Origin of the sequence: Nonomuraea fuscirosea, assembly GCF_035917475.1 — a bacterium.
In the GTDB taxonomy this organism is placed as follows: domain Bacteria; phylum Actinomycetota; class Actinomycetes; order Streptosporangiales; family Streptosporangiaceae; genus Nonomuraea; species Nonomuraea fuscirosea.
The window spans coordinates 2,527,521-2,547,646 of record NZ_CP109074.1 but is presented as its reverse complement, the minus strand read 5'-3'; the positions used below and the strand labels follow the sequence as shown (position 1 = coordinate 2,547,646).

At 72.0% G+C, this 20,126-nt stretch carries 17 protein-coding genes; 11 read left to right on the top strand and 6 right to left on the bottom strand.

The annotated features are described in order from the left end of the window. Positions 1-67: 67 nt before the first annotated feature. Positions 68-1,258 carry an ROK family protein gene (locus tag OIE67_RS11510; RefSeq protein ID WP_326639353.1) on the bottom strand — a complete coding sequence of 397 codons (1,191 nt, stop codon included), beginning with the start codon at positions 1,256-1,258 and terminating at the stop codon, positions 68-70. A gap of 161 nt (positions 1,259-1,419) precedes the next feature. Between OIE67_RS11510 and OIE67_RS11505 the strand changes: the two genes are divergently transcribed. From OIE67_RS11505 to OIE67_RS11480, 6 genes are all read left to right on the top strand, one after another. Beyond that, entirely contained in the window at positions 1,420-2,643 is a 1,224-nt protein-coding gene (locus OIE67_RS11505) for an ABC transporter substrate-binding protein (protein WP_326639351.1), read from the top strand. Between the two features lies 1 nt (position 2,644). Then, on the top strand, positions 2,645-3,607 hold the full coding sequence (locus tag OIE67_RS11500; RefSeq protein ID WP_326639348.1) for a carbohydrate ABC transporter permease: 963 nt from the start codon (positions 2,645-2,647) through the stop codon (positions 3,605-3,607). Further along, on the top strand, positions 3,604-4,437 hold the full coding sequence (locus tag OIE67_RS11495) for a carbohydrate ABC transporter permease (protein WP_106247849.1): 834 nt from the start codon (positions 3,604-3,606) through the stop codon (positions 4,435-4,437). Before OIE67_RS11500 ends, OIE67_RS11495 begins: the two co-directional genes overlap by 4 nt. 26 nt (positions 4,438-4,463) lie before the next feature. After that, positions 4,464-6,449, top strand: coding sequence for a beta-galactosidase (locus tag OIE67_RS11490; protein WP_326639346.1), 1,986 nt, complete (start codon positions 4,464-4,466; stop codon positions 6,447-6,449). A 107-nt stretch (positions 6,450-6,556) separates the two neighbouring features. Then, positions 6,557-6,976, top strand: a complete 420-nt coding sequence (locus OIE67_RS11485) for a hypothetical protein (protein ID WP_326639344.1) — start codon at positions 6,557-6,559, stop codon at positions 6,974-6,976. A 189-nt stretch (positions 6,977-7,165) separates the two neighbouring features. Then, positions 7,166-8,443 carry a hypothetical protein gene (locus OIE67_RS11480; RefSeq protein ID WP_326639342.1) on the top strand — a complete coding sequence of 426 codons (1,278 nt, stop codon included), beginning with the start codon at positions 7,166-7,168 and terminating at the stop codon, positions 8,441-8,443. A gap of 48 nt (positions 8,444-8,491) precedes the next feature. Here OIE67_RS11480 and OIE67_RS11475 read toward each other — a convergent pair whose 3' ends face one another. Further along, entirely contained in the window at positions 8,492-9,064 is a 573-nt protein-coding gene (locus tag OIE67_RS11475; RefSeq protein ID WP_106247843.1) for an RNA polymerase sigma factor, read from the bottom strand. 179 nt (positions 9,065-9,243) lie between these two features. Here OIE67_RS11475 and OIE67_RS11470 point away from each other — a divergent pair, with 179 nt between their 5' ends. From OIE67_RS11470 to OIE67_RS11460, 3 genes are read left to right on the top strand one after another with little or no spacing between them, the layout of a single operon-like run. Next, entirely contained in the window at positions 9,244-9,954 is a 711-nt protein-coding gene (locus OIE67_RS11470) for a Crp/Fnr family transcriptional regulator (RefSeq protein ID WP_326639339.1), read from the top strand. Positions 9,955-9,976: 22 nt separating this feature from the next. After that, positions 9,977-11,260, top strand: coding sequence for an oxygenase MpaB family protein (locus OIE67_RS11465; RefSeq protein WP_326639337.1), 1,284 nt, complete (start codon positions 9,977-9,979; stop codon positions 11,258-11,260). Further along, on the top strand, positions 11,260-14,475 hold the full coding sequence (locus OIE67_RS11460; protein WP_326639335.1) for an ATP-binding protein: 3,216 nt from the start codon (positions 11,260-11,262) through the stop codon (positions 14,473-14,475). Before OIE67_RS11465 ends, OIE67_RS11460 begins: the two co-directional genes overlap by 1 nt. Positions 14,476-14,600: 125 nt before the next feature. Here the strand turns inward: OIE67_RS11460 and OIE67_RS11455 are convergent, their stop codons facing one another. The 3 genes from OIE67_RS11455 to OIE67_RS11445 form a co-directional block, all read right to left on the bottom strand. Beyond that, positions 14,601-15,488: a hypothetical protein gene (locus OIE67_RS11455; protein WP_326639333.1), complete on the bottom strand. Its 888-nt coding sequence runs from the start codon at positions 15,486-15,488 to the stop codon at positions 14,601-14,603. An 81-nt stretch (positions 15,489-15,569) separates the two neighbouring features. Continuing rightward, the gene (locus tag OIE67_RS11450; protein ID WP_326639331.1) at positions 15,570-16,316 is read right to left on the bottom strand and encodes an SDR family NAD(P)-dependent oxidoreductase; all 747 of its coding nucleotides are present in this window, start codon (positions 16,314-16,316) and stop codon (positions 15,570-15,572) included. 192 nt (positions 16,317-16,508) lie between these two features. Beyond that, on the bottom strand, positions 16,509-16,748 hold the full coding sequence (locus tag OIE67_RS11445; protein WP_326639329.1) for a hypothetical protein: 240 nt from the start codon (positions 16,746-16,748) through the stop codon (positions 16,509-16,511). A 73-nt stretch (positions 16,749-16,821) separates the two neighbouring features. On the opposite strand from OIE67_RS11445, the gene OIE67_RS11440 reads away from it, so the two are divergent. Continuing rightward, positions 16,822-17,994, top strand: a complete 1,173-nt coding sequence (locus OIE67_RS11440) for a phosphotransferase (protein ID WP_326639327.1) — start codon at positions 16,822-16,824, stop codon at positions 17,992-17,994. Positions 17,995-18,427: 433 nt separating this feature from the next. After that, positions 18,428-19,261: a DUF4352 domain-containing protein gene (locus tag OIE67_RS11435; protein WP_326639325.1), complete on the top strand. Its 834-nt coding sequence runs from the start codon at positions 18,428-18,430 to the stop codon at positions 19,259-19,261. Positions 19,262-19,355: 94 nt separating this feature from the next. Here the strand turns inward: OIE67_RS11435 and OIE67_RS11430 are convergent, their stop codons facing one another. Beyond that, the gene (locus OIE67_RS11430; protein WP_326639323.1) at positions 19,356-20,054 is read right to left on the bottom strand and encodes a sulfotransferase family protein; all 699 of its coding nucleotides are present in this window, start codon (positions 20,052-20,054) and stop codon (positions 19,356-19,358) included. Between the last annotated feature and the right edge of the window lie 72 nt (positions 20,055-20,126).

Sequence of the window (20,126 nt, the reverse complement as noted above, 5' to 3'; positions counted from 1 at the left end):
TGGGAGAGCGCTCTCTCGTGCCGAGCGTGACTGCGGCATGCACTTGTGTCAACACTTGATTTAACTTTTAGGCAATAGTCGGGACGGATTCGGGGTACGCCGCCCCGCTCAGGAACGGCTCGACGACCAGCGTGGCCGCCCCCAGCGCCACCGCGTCTGGCCCGAGCCGCCCGAGCACCACCGTCTCCGGCTGGAACGGCTGCGCCTGCGTGTTCGCGGCTGCCGCTGCGCGGATCTCGGCCAGCAGCCGGCCGCCCAGCATCAGCCCCGCCCAGCCCCCGATCACGACCCGCTCGGGGTTGAACAGGTGGACCAGGCTCGACAGGCCCACGCCGAGCAGCTCGACACTCTCGCCGATCACCGGCGAGCCCTCCTCCAGCAGCCTGGCCAGCGCGCTCTCCTCGTCGGCCGAGTCGGCCACCACGCCCGCGCGGTCGAGGATCGCCTCCGCCCCCAAGTACGCCTCCAGGCAGCCGCGCGCCCCGCACCGGCAGGCCCGCCCGCCGGCCACGATCTTCAGATGGCCGACCTCGCCCGCGGCCATGCCCGCGCCCCGGTAGATCCGGCCGTCCGTGACCACCGTGCCGCCCACGCCCGAGCCGACCAGGAGGATGATCGCGTCGCGGGCGCCCTGCCCCGAGCCGAACCAGAGCTCGGCCTGGCCCATCGTCTTGGCGCCGTTGTCCACGTACAACGGCAGCCCGGTGCCGGCCCGCAGCAGCGCGCCGAGCGGCACCGCCTCCCAGCCGAACGTCTTGGCCCGCACCAGCGCGCCGGGGCCCGGCTCGACGATGCCCGGCACGCCGACGCCGACCCCGAGCACCTGGGCGGGCGGCACCTCACTCTCGGCGATGACCGCGTCCACGCCGGTCAGGATGTGGCGGGCGACCAGTTCGGGGTCGTGCTTGGCCGAGCGGACGGCGTAGTGGGCTCCGGCCCGCACGTTCATCGCCAGGTCGAACAGCTCCACCTTGACCTGGGTCTCGCCCACGTCCACGCCGACCGCGTAGCCGTGGGCGGGGTTGACCTTGAGCAGCACCCGGGGCCGGCCGCCGTCGGAGTCGACCTGGCCGGCCTCGACGACGACGCCGGACTCCAGCAGCCCCGCCGTCATGGTGCTGACGGTCGCCGCGCTGAGGCCGGTGGCTGCCGACAGCTCGTTGCGGCTGGCGGGCCCGCCGAAATAGAGCGCGCGCAGCAGCATCGCCCGGTTACCCCGGCGGAGATCCCGTACGGTCCTGCGCCCTGACGTGCCCATCCTCGTCCCCGTCCTGTCCGGAAAACCCGCCGCCATGTTAGTTCACGGTTCAAACGTCCACGCGGGGACGGCGCGGCCGGGCGGACGTTACCGATTCGTTTCCTGACTTTCTTCGAGTCTTAGATTATGGTCCGACCATCCCCCCGATGAGGAGTACGACAATGGGCCGAGGACTTGTGCGTGGCGCCGTCGTGGCGACGCTCGCGACCGCGCTGGCCGCATGCGGTGGTAGTGGCGGTAGTGGTGGCGGCGGGCAGGGCGATGCCAAGGAGCTGACGTTCTGGATGTACCAGGACCGCACCCCGCAGGCGGGTCAGGTCATCGAGAAGGTGCGCCAGGACTTCGAGCAGGCCAACCCGGGCGTCACGGTCAAGATCGTGAAGATCCCGAAGGACGACTACAACACCAAGCTCGGCAGCGCCGTGGCCGGCAAGAGCACCCCCGACGCGGGCATCCTCGACCAGCCGCTGGTCTCCAAGTACGCCCTCGACGGCACGATCAAGGAGGTACCGGCGGGCCTGATCGACGAGGCCGACTACTACAAGGGCGCCCTCGACACCAACCGCGCGGGCGGCAAGCTCTACGGCCTGCCGCAGGACCAGACGACCGTGGCGCTCTTCTACAACAAGAAGCTGGTGCCGGCGCCGCCCAAGACGTGGGACGACCTCAAGCGGATCTCCGCCCAGGTGCACGCCGCCGACGCGAACGTGGCCGGCATGAACGTGCCCAAGGGCGACGGCTACGGCGCCTGGATGTTCCCCGGCGTCGTGCACGGCGCGGGCGGCGAGATGGTGGACGACGCGGGCAAGAAGGTGCTGTTCGACCAGCAGCCGGCCGTGGAGGCGCTGCAGCTGTGGGTGGACCTGCAGCAGTCGTCCCCCCGTAAGATCACCGACTCCGACAAGCCGTTCGAGAACGGCCTGGCCGCCATGACGATCTCGGGGCCGTGGGACGTGCCGACGATCCGCGAGCAGTTCCCCGACCTGGACTTCGGCGTCGCGCCACTGCCGTACAAGAGCGAGCCGGCCGGCAACATCGGCGGCGAGGACTCCGTCGTCTTCTCGGCCGGCCCCAACGCCGACCTGGCCTGGAAGTGGCTGGCCTTCCTGGCCGGCGCGGAGCACAACGGCGCGGTCGCCGACGCGTTCGGCGGCTTCCCCGTGCACCTCAAGGCGCAGGTGGTCGCGGGCGGGCCCGAGCAGGCGGCCTTCCTCGACCAGCTCAAGGTGGCGCACGCGCGGCCGGCGGTGCCGCAGTGGATCCAGGTCAACGACGAGATCATCGCCCCGGCGATCGAGTCGGCGCTGACCGGCAAGGCCACCCCGCAGCAGGCGCTGAGCGACGCGGCGGGCAAGACGCGCTCCCTGCTCGGCTGGAACGGCTGACGTGGCCGCACCCGCCCTGGCGGACGAGCGGGTGGCGGCGGGCCCCGCCGGCCGGGCCCGCCGCGGGCCCGGCCGGCGCCGCGACCACCTCGTGGGCGCGCTGCTGGTGGCTCCCGCGCTCGTCTACTTCCTGGTCTTCCTGCTGTATCCGGCCCTGTCGGCGCTCTACTACAGCTTCACCGACTGGAACCTGCGCTCCGACGCGAACTGGGTCGGCCTGGCGAACTACGCGGACCTGCTCTTCGACGACGTGAAGTATCCGCACTTCTGGACGTCGGTGCGGGTCACGCTGCAGTACACGCTCATCGCGGTGCCGCTGACGCTGGTGACCGCGCTGGCGCAGGCGCTGCTGCTGAACGCGATCAGGCGCGGCGCCAACCTGTTCCGGCTGCTGCTGTTCCTGCCGGTGGTCACGGCGGAGGCGGCGGTGGGCGCGATCTGGCGCTGGCTGTACGACCCGCAGTACGGCCTGATCAACACCCTGCTCGGCCTGGTCGGCATCCCCGGGCAGAACTGGCTCAACACCCCGGAGCTGGTCATCCCGGCGCTGGCCTTCATCGCGGCCTGGCAGTGCGGCATCTCGATGATCATCTACCTGGCGGGGCTCAAGGGCATCCCCGGCACCATCCAGGAGGCGGCGGTCATCGACGGGGCCGGGCCGTGGCAGCGGTTCTGGCGGGTGACGTTCCCGATGCTCAGGCCGACCACGTTCTACCTGCTCGTGACCGGGGTGATCGCGGCGCTGCAGGTGTTCGGGCTGGTGTACGTGATCTTCTCCGGCAACGGGCGCAGCGTCACCGGCGGGCCCGAGCAGTCGGGCCTGACCTACGTGCTGCACCTGTACCTGTTCGCCTTCCGCTACGACGCGATGGGGGCGGCCTGCGCGATGTCGTTCGTGCTGCTGGTCTTCATCGTGATCGTGACGGCGCTGCAGTTCCGGTTCGTCAGGCAGGAGGCGTCATGAGGAAGGCGTCCATGTACGCGGCGCTGGTGCTGCTCGCGGCCGTGTCGGTGGTGCCGTTCCTGTGGATGCTGGCCACCTCGTTCAAGCACGGCCAGGACATCTACAGCAAGGTGCCCAGCCTGCTGCCGCTGGACAGGAAGACCGGTGAGTGGGCGGCCACGCTGGGCAACTACGACTACGTGCTCGGCGTCGGCGGGCTGGGTGGCGCCTTCGTCAACAGCGTCTGGGTGTGCGCGGTGCTGGTTCCGGCCAAGCTGCTGATCGACGCGCTGGCCGCGTACGCGTTCGCGCGGATCCCCTTCCCCGGCCGCGACCGGCTGTTCGTGATCATGCTGGGCGGCATGATGGTGCCCGCGATCACGCTGCTGGTGCCGCGCATCCACGTCACCCAGTCGCTGGGCATGTTCGACACCGGGTGGGGGCTGATCGTCCCGAACATCGCCTCGGTGCTCGACATCTTCCTGATGCGGCAGTTCTTCCTGTCGCTGCCGGCCGAGCTGGAGGAGGCCGCGCTGATCGACGGCGCGGGCCGGATGCGGATCTTCTGGACGATCGTGCTGCCGCTGTCGAAGCCCGTGCTGGCCGTGGTGACGATCACCAGCTTCCTGTTCCACTGGAACGACCTCGTCTGGCCGCTGCTGGTCACCAACGACCCCGAGCTGTACACGCTGCCGCTGGCGTTGCAGCAGCTCGTGGCCAGTCCTGACGGCGGGCGCGCGTACTACATCATGGCGGGCGCCACGCTCGCCGTCCTGCCCGTGATCGCCGTGCTGCTGGTCTTCCAGCGCCGCATCCTTGCGGGCATCGCCTTCACCGGTCTCAAAGGCTGAATCTCAACCATCAGGAGGAAACCACTGTGGCCATCGAGGTCCGCGACGGGGTCGCCGTCGTCGACGGCGTGCCGCGGGTGCTCGTCACCGCCGACTATCCGTACTATCGCGACGATCCGGCCGTCTGGGCCGATCGGCTGCGGGCCGTACGGGACGAGCTCGGGATCGAGGTGATCACCTGTTACCTGCCCTGGCGGCACCACCAGCCGGAGGCGGGCACGGCTCCCGACTTCACCGGCCGCACCCATCCGGCCAGGAACGTGACGGGCTTCCTGGCGCTCTGCCACGAGCTGGGGCTGCGGGTGATCGCCAAGCCGGGTCCGTTCGTGCACGCCGAGCTGAGCTACGGCGGGCTGCCCGACTGGGTCTGCCCGGACGCCGACCCGTCGATCGAGCCGCTGCTCGACGCCGCCGGCGCGCCCGCGTGCTGGCACGACGGCGCGGAGAAGCGCCCGCTGCCGGCGCCGTTCGGGACGGCGTTCCTGGCCATGACGACGCGGTGGCTGGCCGCCGTGGGCGAGCAGGTGCTGCCCGGCGCCGGCGCGGTGGCCGCGCTGCAGATCGCGAACGAGGGCGTCTACACCAGCGGGGCGCTGCCGCTGACGGCCTACGACTACAGCCCGTCCGGGCTCGCGTTCTACCGGGACCGGCTGCGGTCCTGGTACGGCACGCCCGAGGAGTACGACGCGGTCCACGGCACCGCGTACGGCGACTGGGCGCAGATCGAGCCGCCCGGCCCGTCCAGCGGCCCGCTGGCGCAGGCCGACTGGGGGCGCGCGCACGCCGAGTACCTGGCGCGCGTCTACCGGGTCTGGGCGCGGGCGGTCGGCTCCGATCTGCCGGTCCTGGTGAACCTGAACCCGCCGACCGTGCCCGAGCTGGACGACTGGCTGGCCAGGGTCCGGCCGGAGCTGTGGGGCGAGATCTCCTACGGGTTCACCAACTGGATGGGCGTCGTGTCCGCCGACGCCGGCGCGCAGGCCCGCTACGTGATCGCCGCCAAGCGCGCGCCCGGGCCGAACCTGGAGGAGAACTGGGGCTTCGCCGAGCTGTACGACCCGGCCTACGTCGACGGCGCCACCAGCTTCCACCAGTCGCTGCTGGCGCTGGCGGCGGGGGCGACCGGGTTCAACGTCTACACCGGGGTGGCCACGTCGGGGTGGGGGCCCGAGCTCGACGCGGCGCACGCGGGGCCGTACCCGGACTGCGCGCCCGTGGACGCGGGCGGCGCGGCCACCGGGAAGGCGCCGGTGGTGCGGGCGCTGGCGGACTTCTTCGCCGCGCACGGCACCGAGTTCCTCGAGTGCGTCCCGCGGCGGAGCGACGCGTTCGGGCTGTACCTCCCCTATGCCGGGATCGCCGCGCTTTCGGGAGAAACTGAGGGCCCCGGATGCGCGCGGGCGCTGCTGGCCTTCCACGAGCGGATGCGGGCGCGCGGGCTGGACTACGGGCTGGTCGAGCTGGAGAGCGCGACGCCGGAGGAACTGGCCGCCTACCGCTCGCTCACCGTGCCCGGCGGCCCGTTCCTGCACCGGCGCGTGCAGGAACTGCTGGCCGGGTACGCGAAGGCGGGCGGCGTGGTGCTGGTGGACGGGCCGGTGCCGGAGCTGGACGAGCGGCTGGAGCCGTGCGCGCTGCTCGCCCCCTTCGCCACTCCCCTGCCCGCCGCCCCTTCGGCTCCGGATCAGGAGAGCCTCGTCATGTACGGGGAGGCGGACGCGTTCCTGCGCAGCCACCCCGGCCGGGACGTGCACTACCTCATCGTGCTCGTCCAGACGGGCAACGAGGGGCCGATCGGCCTGCGCACCCCGTACGGGAACGTGGAGGTCGTCGCCGCGGAGGGCGGGGGTGCGGTGCTGCGCCTGGCCGGCGGCGAGATCGGCGACGTGGCGGTCAGGGGCGTCAACGCCTACCTGGACTGCGCCGTCGAGGCGAGCGTGCGGCTGGACGGCGTGCGCGCCGGCGCCGGCGGCCCCGGCGATCTGGTCAGGATCGGTGGTTCCGCTCTCTGACGAAAGTCCGTCATACCCCGGAGTAACGACGCGTATTTCGCCACCGCCGTCGTCGCTCTGCTCCTCACGCGGGGGACCCGTCCCGCACGGAGAGGAGATCGGAAAAAATGGCGACCGGAGAGTTCCAGGTGATGAAAGTGCCGGCCGAGCAACTGGCCGGCATTCTTCACGGCCAGGTTGTCGATCCCGGAGCTCAACCCACGAACACCGTTCACCGGGGCGAGGGCTGGACCGTGGACGTGAGCTGGGAGGTCACCGGTGAGCTGGTGGACTGGCTGACAGGACGCTGGCAGTTGGAGATCATCGCCGATCTGCTGGGCGGTGGTGAGACGAGGCATCCGTCGCCTCCCGTGGAGATGACCTTCACCCCTGGCTCGGGCCGCTACACCGCTTCGATCCCCATGCGCGGCCAGCTCGCCCCGGGCACGTACGACCTGGTGGTCAACCTCACCACGACGACGGCCGCCGGCACCGCGGGGGCGCTCGGCGGATTCGTGGTGATCAGCAAGATCATGGTTAAGGATTGAGCGGCGCCGCTCCGGGCCGGGCGCCCGGGGCGGCGCGCTGCAAGCTTGTCGCAAGCGGGCGCTCCTACGCTCCTGCGCGGCGGTCACGGGGCTTCGAGGCCGCCGGACTGTATCTGAGGCCACCCGGAGGCGCTCTTATCCCGATGAGCGCGCCACGGGGGCGACGGGACCAGCCGATTGGGAGACCTCATGTCCGAGCCGACCGCGGTGACCGCGGACGACGTACTGCGTATCGCGGCCTACAAGGACCGCGACGCGGCACTCGAAGCGATGGTCATCGCCTACAGCTACCACCGTGTGGCCACCGACCTCGCCGTACGCCTGGGCCGCGCGGCCAACAACTGGTACTGCTACGCCACCTGGACCTCGAAGGCCATCGGGGAGAGCCTCGACCTGGGTCCGGACTCACCGTTCATCGCGGACTTCGGCCGCCGCCTGCGCGTGCCGCAGCCGTTCAAGCGCCTGTTCCGGGCCACGCTGCTCACGCTGCTCGGGCCCAGCTACCAGCTCGGGCTGGCGCTGGCCAACCGGGCCATCTTCCTGGAGACGGCCAGCCTCGCGGTCAACCTGTGGAACGACGCCCCCGACCGCTACCTCAAGGTCAGCCCGGAGTCCGAGCTGACGCCCGAGCCGCCCGAGTTCCTGACCGGCCTGCTGTCGCCCGCCGACCCGCGGTACCTGAAGGACGCGGCGCAGCTCATGGTCGAGGCCGCGGCGACCGAGGATCCCGTGGCCAGGGGCGAGCTGATGTTCGGCGCCAACATCGCGCTGTCGGCGTACGAGCAGGCCCGCGCGCAGGCGGCGCTGGAGCTGGTGCTCTACCGGCCGGTCCGCTGGATGACCCGGCTGTCGTGGCGCTCGCTGCGCTCCCTGGTCACCCGCAGGCCCTTCCCCCGGTTCAAGCTGTACGCGGCGAGCCACGCCGACCAGCCCTGGCTGACCCGCAAGCTGGAGGACCTGTGGTCCTCGCTCTACACCCGCCACCTGTTCGCCGTCGCCACCCCGCTCAGCGACATCAAGGTCGGCCGGCCGCTGACGGCGCCGGCCGGCGTGGACATCGACCGGGCGTGGGCGCCGATCCAGAACGAGAAGGTGCGCAAGCTCGCCGAGGAGTTCATCACCGAGGACCGCGAGAGCGCCACGGCCGGGGTGCGCGACTGGGTGTCCTACCCCGACCGGATGCGCTTCATCGTCAGCTACTTCCGCGTCTACCAGAACGTGGAGGCCCTCTACGGGGTGCCGTTCGCTGAGCAGGTCGCCGAAGGGCTGGCGGAGGAGATGGCACGGGGGCTCGTGCCCGAAGCCGTCAGCGTGATGTTCGACAGCAAGCCCGGGCTGCGCCGCCGGCGCCGGTTCTACGCCTACCCGGCGGAGACCACCGATCCGGACGCGCACGAGATGGCCCACTTCGACTTCGAGCCGTTCCTGGAGGCGATCCCGCTCGACACCGTCACCGAAGAGGCCTGATCGGCCTGACCGACCAGATCCGACCGAACCCGATCGACCGAGAAGAGATCAGTCCAGGAAGTCGCGCGTGATCTCGCGGGCCTGGAGCAGCCCGCGCAGCTTCGCGAAACAGCGGGCACGGGTGGGCCCGATGCTCCCGACCGGCCTGCCCAGCCTGCGCGCCACGTCCACGTAGTGCGGCTCGGAGGTTTCCGTGAGCGCCCTGAACAGCACCCGCTGCGCCGCCGGCAGCTCCTCGACCAGCTCCGCCAGCGTCCCGGCCAGCCAGATCCTGGCCAGCTCCCTGTCGACGTCGTCGGTGCTGCCGAGCGAGTCGAGGTCCGGCGTGCAGATCTCCTTCGTCCGCCTGGTGAGCTTGAGGCACTCGCGGAAGGCGATCGTGGCCAGCCAGCCGGCCATCCGCTGGCCGTCCTCGACGCTGCGCAGGTTCTGCCAGGCCAGCAGCCATGTCGTCTGCAGCACGTCCTGGGCGTCCTCGTGGCTGAGCCGGAAACGGCGGATGCGCGCCCTCAGCATCGGGCTGAACTCCTCGACCAGCCGTTCCCAGGCCACGGTGTCGCCGTCCTGGGCGGCGGACACGAGGGCGGCGGTGTCGAGGCGTTCGATGGTGTCCAACTGCATGTCGTTCTCCCCGCCGGTCCGGTTTCTCGGGGGGCCAATTCCGGCCGGCTACCTCACCGTGCGCCGGATGATCCGAAAAGACTGTCTCGGAAGTGACAGTGCGCGTGTGGTCCTCGTCACATTCCGGAGATCGGCAACCGGAGGCTGTCCACCCGTGGAATGCGTCCTAAAGTTCTTGCATGAACGCGCGCAGCGGGCTGCCCCACGACGTCGAGCCGGTCGCCGCCGTGCTGGCGGAGATCCCGTTGTTCCGCGTGCTGGGGGAGAAGGGCATCCGGAGCACGGCCCAGGCGGGGGTGTCGCGGCGCTACCGGGCGGGGCAGATCATCTTCCACCAGGGCGATCCTGGAGAGTCGCTCTTCGTCCTGCTGGACGGGCTGGTGAAGGTGGTGTTCACCACCGAGCACGGCGACGAGATCGTGCTCAACATGCTCAGCCGCGGCGACACCTTCGGCGAGATGGCGCTGCTCGACGGCTCGCCGCGGTCGGCCTCGATCACGACCGTGCGTCCCGCCTGGGTGTTCGCGCTGCCGCGGGCCCGGCTGCTGGAGCTGATGCGCGAGCATCCCGGGCTGGCCGACGAGTTCCTGCGGCTGCTCGGCCGCATGGTCCGCCGGCTCACCGACCAGGCGGCCGACCTCGCCTTCCTCGACCTGGGCGGGCGGCTGGCCAAGCTGCTGCTGCAACTGGCCGACAAGCACGGCCACTCCGACGGGGTGGTCGACCTGCCCGGCCTGACCCAGTCCGACCTCGCCGCCCTGATCGGCGCGTCGCGGCCCGCGGTCAACCGGGCCCTGCAGTCACTCGTGTCGCGCGACCTCATCGCCGTCAAGGGGCGGACGATCACGCTGCTGAATGTCGCCGCCCTGCGGAAACGGGGCGGCCTCTGACCGAATCTGGAGTACGGGGCACATGAACGATCACGACGAGCGCTGGCCCGAGGAGAGGTTCCGGCAGTTGCGTCACCAGGCCGATCCCGACATCGACAAGGTCGTGGCCGAATACCTGGCGGCGCAGCCGGACGGGAAGAGTGCGCTCGACCTGGTGAAGGCCGTGGTCGCGGAGCTGGGCGAGGCCAAGCGGGAGGCCAGGGAGCCCTCCGGCGAGCCGCCCGCGTACGAGATCTTCGACGCGCTCGACTTCGCCAAGGAGCTGCCGGAGTGGGGGGACGACCGGGAGCTGCTGGCCAGGGGGCAGACGGTCTTCGCCGACTACGGGCTGTACCAGTCGGCGGCCCTGTTCTTCGCCTGCCTGCCGATGGCGTACGCGGAGACGTCCAGCGCGAGGGTGCTGGCGGGCGTCTCCAACCTGGCCACGCACCACATGACCCGCCGGGTGGCGGAGACCGGCCAGATGCTGGTGGACGTGATGGGACTGAAGTCCACCGACAGCCTGCAGCCGGGGAGGCCGGGACACACGACGGCGATCGGGCTGCGCATCCTGCACTCGTTCGTGCGGGCTCTGGTCGACGAACGCTACGCCGACCGGTGGGACACCGAGCGGCACGGCCCGCCGGTGAACCAGGAGCTGCTGCTCGCCACGCTCTTCGACTTCTCCGTGGTGACGTGGGAGGCGATGGAGACCATGGGGGTGACGCTGAGCGAGGAGGAGCGCGCCGCCAACCTCTACACCTGGAGCGTCTTCGGCCACCTGATGGGCATCGAGGTGTGCCGCGACGGCCCCCTCACGCTCGACGACGTCGAGCCGATCAGCGCGCGCCTGGGCCGGCTGCTCGAACCCAGCGACGAGGGCGTCAGGCTGATGGCCGTGCTGCTGAAGGAGATGGAGGCCTTCATGCCGCTGGGCTGGCGCAAGATGCCGCGCAGCCTGGTGCACTGGATCTTCCAGGACGCCGCCCACGGCGCGGACCGGGTGCCCGAGCTGCTCGACGTGCCCCCGCCGGCGTGGTGGTTCACGGCGCTGTTCCGGCTGGCCCGCGAAGCCAACAGGGGCGGGTTGCTGGCCCGCCCGGTGGACTCTGTGGTTCGCTGGCTGGTACGCAAGTCCGGGCGGCACATCGTGGTCGCCCTGATCGACCGCCATTCCGGCGGGCAGGCGGCGTTCAGGATCCCTCCGGAGCTGGCCCGCTCGTGGCGGATCAGGCGCTCCGGCGCCGCGGTGAAGACCCGCGCGATCCGCCGCACGGTCCGCCGCACGCTACGAGCGCCCGCCCAAGGGCGGAAAGGGCCGCACTAGTGACCGCCCTCCACGACCGCGCGCACGAGCCGGGCACGCTCACCACGGCGACCATCCTGTTCACCGACGTGGTCAGTTCCACCGCGTTGCGGATCAGGCTCGGCGAAGAGCGGGCCAACGTCGTCTTCCGCCGCCTGTACGAGCTGCTGCGTTCGGTGGTGACGGCCAGCGGGTCGTCGTTCACCAAGAGCCTGGGCGACGGGCTGATGGCGGTGTTCGACTCGGCCACGGCCGGGCTGGACGCGATCATCGCGGTGCAGCAGGCCGTGGCCGACGAGAACGAGCGGGCCCAGGAGAAGATCTCGATCAGGGCGGCGCTGGCCGCCGGCGACGTGTGCTGGGGTCACGACGACGTGAGCGGGCTGCCGACGGTGGAGGCGGCCCGGCTGGTCGCGGTGGCCGAGGGCGGGCAGGTGCTCTGCACCGATCTGGTGCGGCGGCTGGCCCAGGGGCGCAGCCGGCACGAGTTCAAGGATCTCGGGCGGCTGCCGGGCAAGGGGCTGCGCGAGCCGATGCACACGTACGAGCTGCACTGGCAGAGTGCCGACCATCATCTCGGCGCCGGGCTGGCGCCGTGGCTGGACGAGCGGGGGCTGCCGTTCGTGGGCCGGGAGGAGCAGCTGCGGACGCTGGACGCGGAGCTGGCGGCGGCCGAGTTCGGCGGCAATCTGGTACTGCTGCAGGGTGAGCCCGGGGTGGGCAAGACGCGGCTGGCCTCAGAGGTGGCCAGGCGGGCGCTCAAGCGGCAGTTCACGGTGCTGGCGGGGCGGTGCACCGATCCGGCGCGCAAGGCGTACGAGCCGATCGCCGGAGCCGTCGAGCGGCTGGCCCGCACCTCGCCGGCGCTGCTGCTGCGGGCGGGGATCGACCAGCAGTGCGGGCAGCTCGTGCGGCTGGCGCCGTCGCTGGCCGCGCCGCCGCTGTCGCTGGAGGTGCCGCCGGCCACCGAGCCCGTCTCCGAGCGCTACCATCTGCTGGCCGCGGCTCGCACGCTGATCGAGCGGCTGGCCACCGTGCGGCCCGTGCTGCTGATCGTGGACGACCTGCAGTGGGCCACGCTGGAGTCGCTGCAGATGCTGAACGCCCTCATGTGGGACGCCGACGCGCTGCCGCTGCTGGTGCTGGCGATGTCGCGGCCGGTGCCGGTCGAGTCGGCCATGCCGGAGCTGCACAAGCTGACCGCCGACGCCCGCGTCGTCCCGGTGCCGGCGTTCGGGCCGGACGAGGTCTCCCACGCGCTGACGGAGGCGCGCGCCGCCGGTGACGCCGCGGTGCTGCACCGGATCACCGGCGGGAACGCGTTCCTGATCAGCGAGGTGATCAGGGAGCTGACCGCGGGCAAGGACCTGGACGCGCTGGCCGTGCCCGACTCGGTCACCCGGATGGTCCTGGCCCGGCTGTCCCAGCTGCACCCCGACGCCAGAGACCTGGTCAACCTGCTGGCCGTCGGCGAGCGGATGTCCTCGGCCGAGCTGCGCCAGGGCCTCGGCCTCGACGAGGCGCGCTTCGTGGCCGCGGTCGAGGAGGCGATGGGCGCGGGCCTGGTGACGATGCTGGACAACGGGTCCTGCCACTTCTCGCACGAGCTGACCAGGAACGCCCTCTACTCCACGCTGTCGGCGCCGCGCGCCGCGCTGCTGCACGGTCGGGTGGCCGACGCGCTCTCGCTGACGGATCCGCAGGCGATGCGGTCGCGACCGTACGTGGTGGCCACGCATCTGCTGGCCGCCGCCGAGCACGGCCGCGACCCGGCCCGGGTGAGCGCGGCGGCGGACGCGGCCGTGCACGCGGCGCAGCACGCGCTGGCCGGGCTGGCGCACCGCGAGGCGGTCACCTGGTACCAGCGGGCGCTCGGCCTGCTGCACGACTCCCCCGGCGGCACCGTGGAGCGGCGGGCCGAGCTGCTGGTCGACTGCGGCCGGGCGATGTGGCTGGCCGGGCATCCCGAGGCCAGGCGGACGCTGCTCGACGCGGCGGCGATGGCCCGCGAGTGCGAGCGGCACGACCTGGTCGTCACCGCGGCGCTCGGCGGCGACCGGGGCTCCAGCATCTCGCCCGCGCCCGACCGGCAGCGGATCGAGCTGCTGACCGAGGCGCGCAAGGTGGTCGACTCCACCGACGTCAGCACCAGGGCGCTGCTGGCCGCGCAGCTCGCCTCCGAGCTCATCTGGGCGCCCGACGGGGAGCGGCGCTTCGCGCTGAGCGACGAGGCGGTCGCGCTGGCCCGTAAGTCGGGCGACCCGCGCACGCTGGCCGGCGTGCTGGGGATGCGCAGCCTGACCATCATCCCGGCCGACCCGCTGCACCAGCGGCACCGCGACGGTGACGAGATGCTGGAGGCGGCCCGCAGGACGGGCGACGACCTGGTGCTGTTCCACGCGTACATGCAGCGCACTCCCCCGGTCCTCGACGGCGGTGACGCGGTCAAGGCGGCCCTGCTGCTCGACCAGGCGGAAGAGCTGGCGCGCCGGCTCGGGCAGCCGCACCTCACCTGGCTGATCGGGTACTCCAAGGCCGGACTGACCCTGATGCAGGGCGATCTGGCCCAGGCCGAGTCGGAGGCCGAGTCGGCGCTGCGGCTGGGCTCGCAGATCGGCTACCGCCTGGACGCGATGGCCTTCTACTCCGAGCAGATCGCCGAGATCCGGCGGCTGCAGGGGCGGCTGTGGGAGCTGCGCGACCGGCTGCGCAAGGCCGGCCAGGCGCCGCGCGCCGACCCGGTGCACGCGGTGCTGCGGTACCTGTGCGAGCTCGACGACGAGGAGGCCGGTCCGCTGCTGGACCGCATCCTGGCCTACGGGGGCGCCACGCCGCCGCGCAACATCGCGCACAGGCCCGCGCTCGACAACCTCGCCGTGGCCGCCGCGCGGCTGGGCCGGGCCGACCTGGCCGCGACGCTGTACGACGCGCTGGCGGCCGAGGGCGAGACGTTCGGGCACGGCACGGTGGCCCATCACTGCGGGCACCACTACCTGGCGCACCTGTGCCTGGCGATGGGCGAGCCGGCCAGGGCGGCCGTGCACTTCGAGGCGGCGGCCGAGGTGCACGAGCGGCAGGGGGTGCCGCTCATGCTGGCCGAGTCGCTGCTCGACTGGGCTGCGCTGCTGGAGTCGGGCGAGGTGCCCGGGCCCAAGGCGGCGGATCTGCGCGGGTGGTGCCGTACGCTGCTGGCCGGGCGGGACGCGCTGCTGCTGGAACGCCGTCTCTCCGCCTGATCGCGGCTGCTGCGCGGACCCGGGTGCCAGAGGACGGGTGCCAGAGGACGGGTGCCAGAGGACGGGTGCCAGAGGACGGGTGCCAGAGGACGGGTGCCAGAGGACGGGCGTCAGGGGGCCGGGCGTCAGGGGGCCGGGCGGAGGGCCAGGGTCTGGCCGGCTTCGATGGCCTCGCGCACGCTCCTGGCCAGCGTCTGCTCCAGCGCGTCGCCGTGCGCCTCCAGGTCGCGCATCCCGTCGGCGTCGTCGGTGTGCGCCAGCAACGCCCGGTACTTGTCGTTATCGGCCAGCGCCGCCTGCGCCCGCAGCGCCGCGTCGGCTTCCTGGACGCGGCGGGCGTACCGTTCCAGACTCTCGACCCGGGCCGTCACGGACGCCACCGAGCGGCGCAGCGCCTCCTGCTGCGGCGCAAGGACGGCCCGCAGCTCGGGCGTCACGACGCCCCGCATGGCGCGGTCCTGCTCGTGCTGCAACTGGGTCTGGACCCGCAGCAGCATGGCGATCTCCCAGATCTGCCGGGGCAGCAGCACCTCGTTGGCCAGCCCGTCCAGCAGCCGCTGGTACATGACCTGCGAGGTGTAGACGGACATGACCGCTCTCCTGCCGCGTTCCAGCAGGGCTCTGGCGGGCGGCGACAGCTCCGGCACCAGCACGAACCGGTCCCGGTACGCGGCCCGCGAGGCGGCCTGCCCGAGCCTGGGGATGAAGGAGTCGATGACGGCCAGGCGCTCCTGCTCGCTCAGGGCGGGATCGGTGACCAGGTCGACGGTGCGCTTGACGTGCTCGCGTTCCCTGGCCAGCAGGACGCGTTCCTCGTCCGCCGCGGACCTGCGGCGGCGCAGGTCGTGCACGACCACGAATCCGCACAGGCCGATCACGGAGAGCAGCACGGTGGCGACCGTGGCGGCGGGGCCGCTCGTCACGTACACGAGGAGGGTGCCGGCCAGGACCACGATGACGGACACGACCGACACCAACGCGTATCCGCAACCCTTGGCCACACCGTCTCCCACCGAGCGAGTTTCCGAAGTGCCCTGAGGGTCACAATAGCCCGCTATTTCCGGCAGATCACGGCATAGCGGGATGTGATGGGATCAGCGGAGGTACGAGGCGCCGTTCAGGTCGAGCACCGTCCCGCTCGCCCATTCCGCCGCCGGGGAGGCCAGGTAGAGCACCGCCGCGGCGATCTCCTCCGGCAGCGCGACCCGGCCGAACGGGCTCTGGGCCCTGATGGCCTCCCCGCCGGGACCCTTGAGGTGCTCGCTCACCATGTCCGTCTCGACGAACCCGGGCGCCACGGTGGCCACCGCGATACCGCGCGGGGCCAGGGCGATGGCCAGCGACTGGGCCAGCGCGTTCAGGCCCGCCTTGCTCGCGCCGTACGCCGGGCTGTCCGGCTCGCCGCGGAAGGCGCCGCGCGAGGAGACGTTGACGATCCGGCCGCCCTCCCCCATGTGCCGCAGCGCGCACCAGGTCAGGTTGGCCGCGCCCACCAGGTTCACGTCCAGCGTGCGCCGCCAGGCGTCCTGCCACTCGTCGTAGGACAGCTCGGTGACGGGGTGGTGCAGGTAGACGCCCGCGTTGTTCACCAGCACGTCGATCCCTCCGCCCAGTGCCGCCGCGGCCTCGTCCGCCATGCTCCTGACGCCGCCGGGGTCGGCGAGGTCGGCCCTGACGACCACGTGCCCCTGGCCGGGCAGCTCGGCGAGCAGGCCCTCGGCCTCCTTGGCGGAGTCGCGGTGATGGATCGCGACCCGGTCTCCCGCGGCGGCGAAGGCCGTCGCGACCGCCCGGCCGATGCCTCTCGACGCTCCCGTGACAAGTACTCCACGTCCACTCATCCCCCGCACCCTAGGGGACGCGGCCGGGCGGGGGTGCGGCGGGTCCGGCGGGTCCGGCGGTGCGATAGGTCCGGCTGGTGCAAGGGCCCGGCGGTTGCGACCGTGGCGATGAGTCCCGGTAAGCCGGGCGATTGCGACCGTAGCGTCGGGTCCGGCGATCGCGGTCGTTGCGCCGTTACGGCTCTGCGGCTGTTACGGCTTCTGCGCGGCTGCGACGGTCGCGGCCTCCTCCAGGATCCGGCCCCGGCCCGCGCGCAGCCGCCGGTCCGCCCGCGCCGCCTCGACCAGGCTGCGTTCACGGTCGATCGCGGCCACCGCGCCGATCCGGTCGTACAGCTCCTCCAGCCGGTCCAGCGCGGCGCGCACCGTCTCGGTCGCCGTCGTCTCACGGCTCTTGTGGCGGCGTACGAGTTCGAACGCGCTTTCGCTCATGGACGCCTCCCCGGAGCCTGCCGCGAGCCGCCGCCACCCTACGATGGACCCCATCCCCGAACCAGGAGTCACCATGTCCAGATCCCCTGACGCGCCGACCGAAACGTGGTCCGCGGCCGTGGCGTCGGCGTACGACCTGGGCCGCCCACTGCGACCCCCGGTGTACGCGGCGCGCGGCGAGCTGGGCCGGATCTGGCGACTCGACACCGACGCCGGCACGTGGGCGGTCAAGGAGCTGCTGGTGCCCGTCGAGGAGCACGAGGTACGCGCCGACCTCGCCTTCCAGCGGGCGGCGGCGAAAGCGGGCATCCGGCTCCCGGAGCCGCGGGTGACGACGCGGGGCGCGGTGCTGCACGAGGGGTTCCGGGTGTACGCCTGGGTGGACCTGGCGGACGGGGACGTGGTCACGGGGCGGGAGCTGGGCGCGGTGACGGCCCACCTGCATCGAATCGGACACCCCGCCGAGGGCCCCGTCGTCCCCTGGTTCGCCGAACCCCTCGGCCGCACCCGCTGGGAGTCCTTGCTGAAGGCCGCCACCGACGCGGCCCGGGAAGCGGGCGCGCTGCTGACCGCAGACACGGATCTGGACACGAACACGGGTCTAGGCACAGGTACGAATGCGGGCCCAGGCACAGGTAGGGATCCGGGCTTGGGCACGGGTACGGATGCGGGCTTGGGCGCCGACGCGGGCCTGGACACGCGTGCGGAGCTGGGCACAGATGCGGGGTCGGGGGCCGATGTGAGGCTGGAGGTCGGCGGGAAGGCGGAATGGGGGTGGGCGGGTGCTTTGGGGCGGCTGCTGCCTGAGCTGATCGCGCTGGACGCCCTTGTCGTTCCGCCCGGCACGGCCTCGCTGGAGACGTGCCACCGCGACGTCAACGTGGAGAACGTGCGGCGGGCTCTGGACGGTGGTGTGGTGGTGCTGGACTGGGAGAACTGCGGGTCGGCGCGGCCGGCCTGGGAGCTGGCGAAGATCCTGGCCGATCTCCCGCTTCCCGACGCGGCACAGGCGTGGCGGGCCTACCGGGACGAGGGCGGCCCCGGTGTGCTCGCCGAGCCGGCCGACTTCTCCATGGCCATCGCGGAGCAGGGTCATCTGCTGGAGATCTACGCGAACCGGGCGATGTCGTCGCGGGAGTCCGCGGAGAACCGCTCCAGGGCCCGGTCCAGACTCCGTTCGATGCTCGCCCGTCCCCTGACCATCGCTCGCATCGACGCCCTGCTCGCCACCCGCGACACCACCTGAGCCTGTACCGGCTTCTCCCGCCTGCACCGGCTGAGGCGGCGTCGGGTTCTCCGGCGAAGATCCAGTCAACCGGACCCGCTCCTGGAACGTCCCAATACTGCCGTCTTCGAGCAGGAGCCCCGTCATGGCCTTTCCGCCCCAGCCGCCGCAAGGCCCGTACGGCCCTGCGCAACCGCCGCACGGCCCCTATGGTCCTGCGCGACCGCCGCAGAGTTCGTACGGTCCTCCGTGGCAGCAGCCCCATGGCCGTGGCGCGCCTCCGCCGCAGTACGGCCAACGGCCCCAAGCATCACCGTTTCCCCAGCCACGGCCGTTCCCTCCGCCACCGCCTCCCGGGCCGACGTCGCCGGCCTCCCAGCCTCTCCCTTCCTGGCCGGCGTCGTCTCCCCCGTCGACGTCGTCCGTTCAGCCGTCGTCGCCGCTCTCGTCCAACGTGGCGCTGATCGTGCTGCTCGCGGTGGGCGTCCCGCTGCTGCTTCTCAGCGGAGGTGCGGCCGTGGCGATGGTGCTGACGGACACCGGCGGGGGTCCGGTGGCTGATGGGGCAACCATGGTCATGCCGTCCCGTGAGCCGCTCGGGGACCCATCCGCGCAGGACCCAACCGATCCGGCCACCGGTCAGACGGGACAGGACGCGGCCGGGCAGGTCACCCAGAACCCGGACGGACAGACGGTCCAGGATCCCGCCGGGCAGATGGCGCGAGACTCGACCGGGCAGACGGTGCAGGACCCCGTAGGGCAGACCGGGCAGGATTCGACCGGCTCGGCGGGGCAGGATCCGGCTGGTCAGGCCGTACAGGACTCGACCGGGCAGACGGGGCAGGGCTCGGTCGGGCAGACGGGGCGGGGGCCGGTCGCGGTCGGTGAGGCGGTGACGTTGGCGGGACGCACGCCCGGTTTGCAGATGAGTGTGACCGTTGACCAGCTGGTCGCCGCGGCCACCCCCGCCTCCGACCTGCTCAAGCCGAAGGCGGGCGCCAAGCTGGTCGCCGTCCAGGTCACGCTCGTCAACACCAGCCAGTCCGTCTACGGGGACGCGCCGTCGAACGGCGCCTGGCTCATCGACGCCCAGGGCCAGCAGTACCGCTCCACCGTCCACGGGGTCCGCGAAGGTCAGAGCTTCGGCGGCGGCGCGACGATCAACGCGGGCGACTCGCGCCAGGGGATGATCGTGTTCGAGGTGCCGGAGGGCGCGGTGCCGGCGAAGTTCCAGTTCGCGCTGGACAGCGGGTACGCCGAGCAGAAGGGCGAGTGGACACTGTCCTGACGGGCTCCACCGCCCGGAGGTGATCGGCCGCAACGGGCGCAGGTCCCGCGAGGCCGCAACGGGCGCAGGTTCTGCGAGGCCGCGACGGGGGTTGTCAGCGGCCGCGGAGGATGAGGCGGGCCAGGCGGCGGGGGCGTTTGCGGCGGAAGGCCGCGCGTTCGTTGACCCGTGGGTACGGCTGCGCCGGCACCGGTACCCCGAGGAACGCGCACAGTGGCTCCCACCCGTCCCCCGCCTCGAACACCAGCAGTCGCTCGGCGGGGATCGCGGCCTTCACCTCGGCGATGTGCCGTTCGAACACCTCGATGACGTGGTCGCGGTCGTCGAGGCGGCCGTCGAAGACGGGGTCGATGAAGGCCGCCCTGGCCATGCGCGGGAAGAGGGCGAAGTCCGGAGCCCGCCAGGCCACCAGCCGGCGGACCAGCCGGCGGATCAGGCGGCGGTGCGGGGGCGGGCGGCGCTGTTCGAGGAAGGCGCGGAAGATGGTCTCGCTGACGCTGTCGTACCAGCGGCCGGGGTCCCGGACGGTGAGGATGACCTTGGCGTCGGGGTGGTGCGCGGCCAGTTCGCGCCAGTACGCGGCGGCGGGCCAGTCGACGGCGGACCGGAACCCGGCGAACAGCGTGTCCCAGTCGCGGGAACGGCCCTCACCGACGTCGAGCCACTGCCGCACCCGGTACGGCTCGGCGATGACGGTCGACATGTGGTAGCAGGGCCCGAGGCCCAGTAGTTCGAGCGCCGCCTGCAGGGACCTGGTGCCCGTGCGGCCGAATCCCGCGCCGATGACCTTCACGTCAGGCTCGTCTCTGATCCGCCTCTGATGTGAATCCCGTTATATGACGGCATAGGGCAATAGGCCACTGCT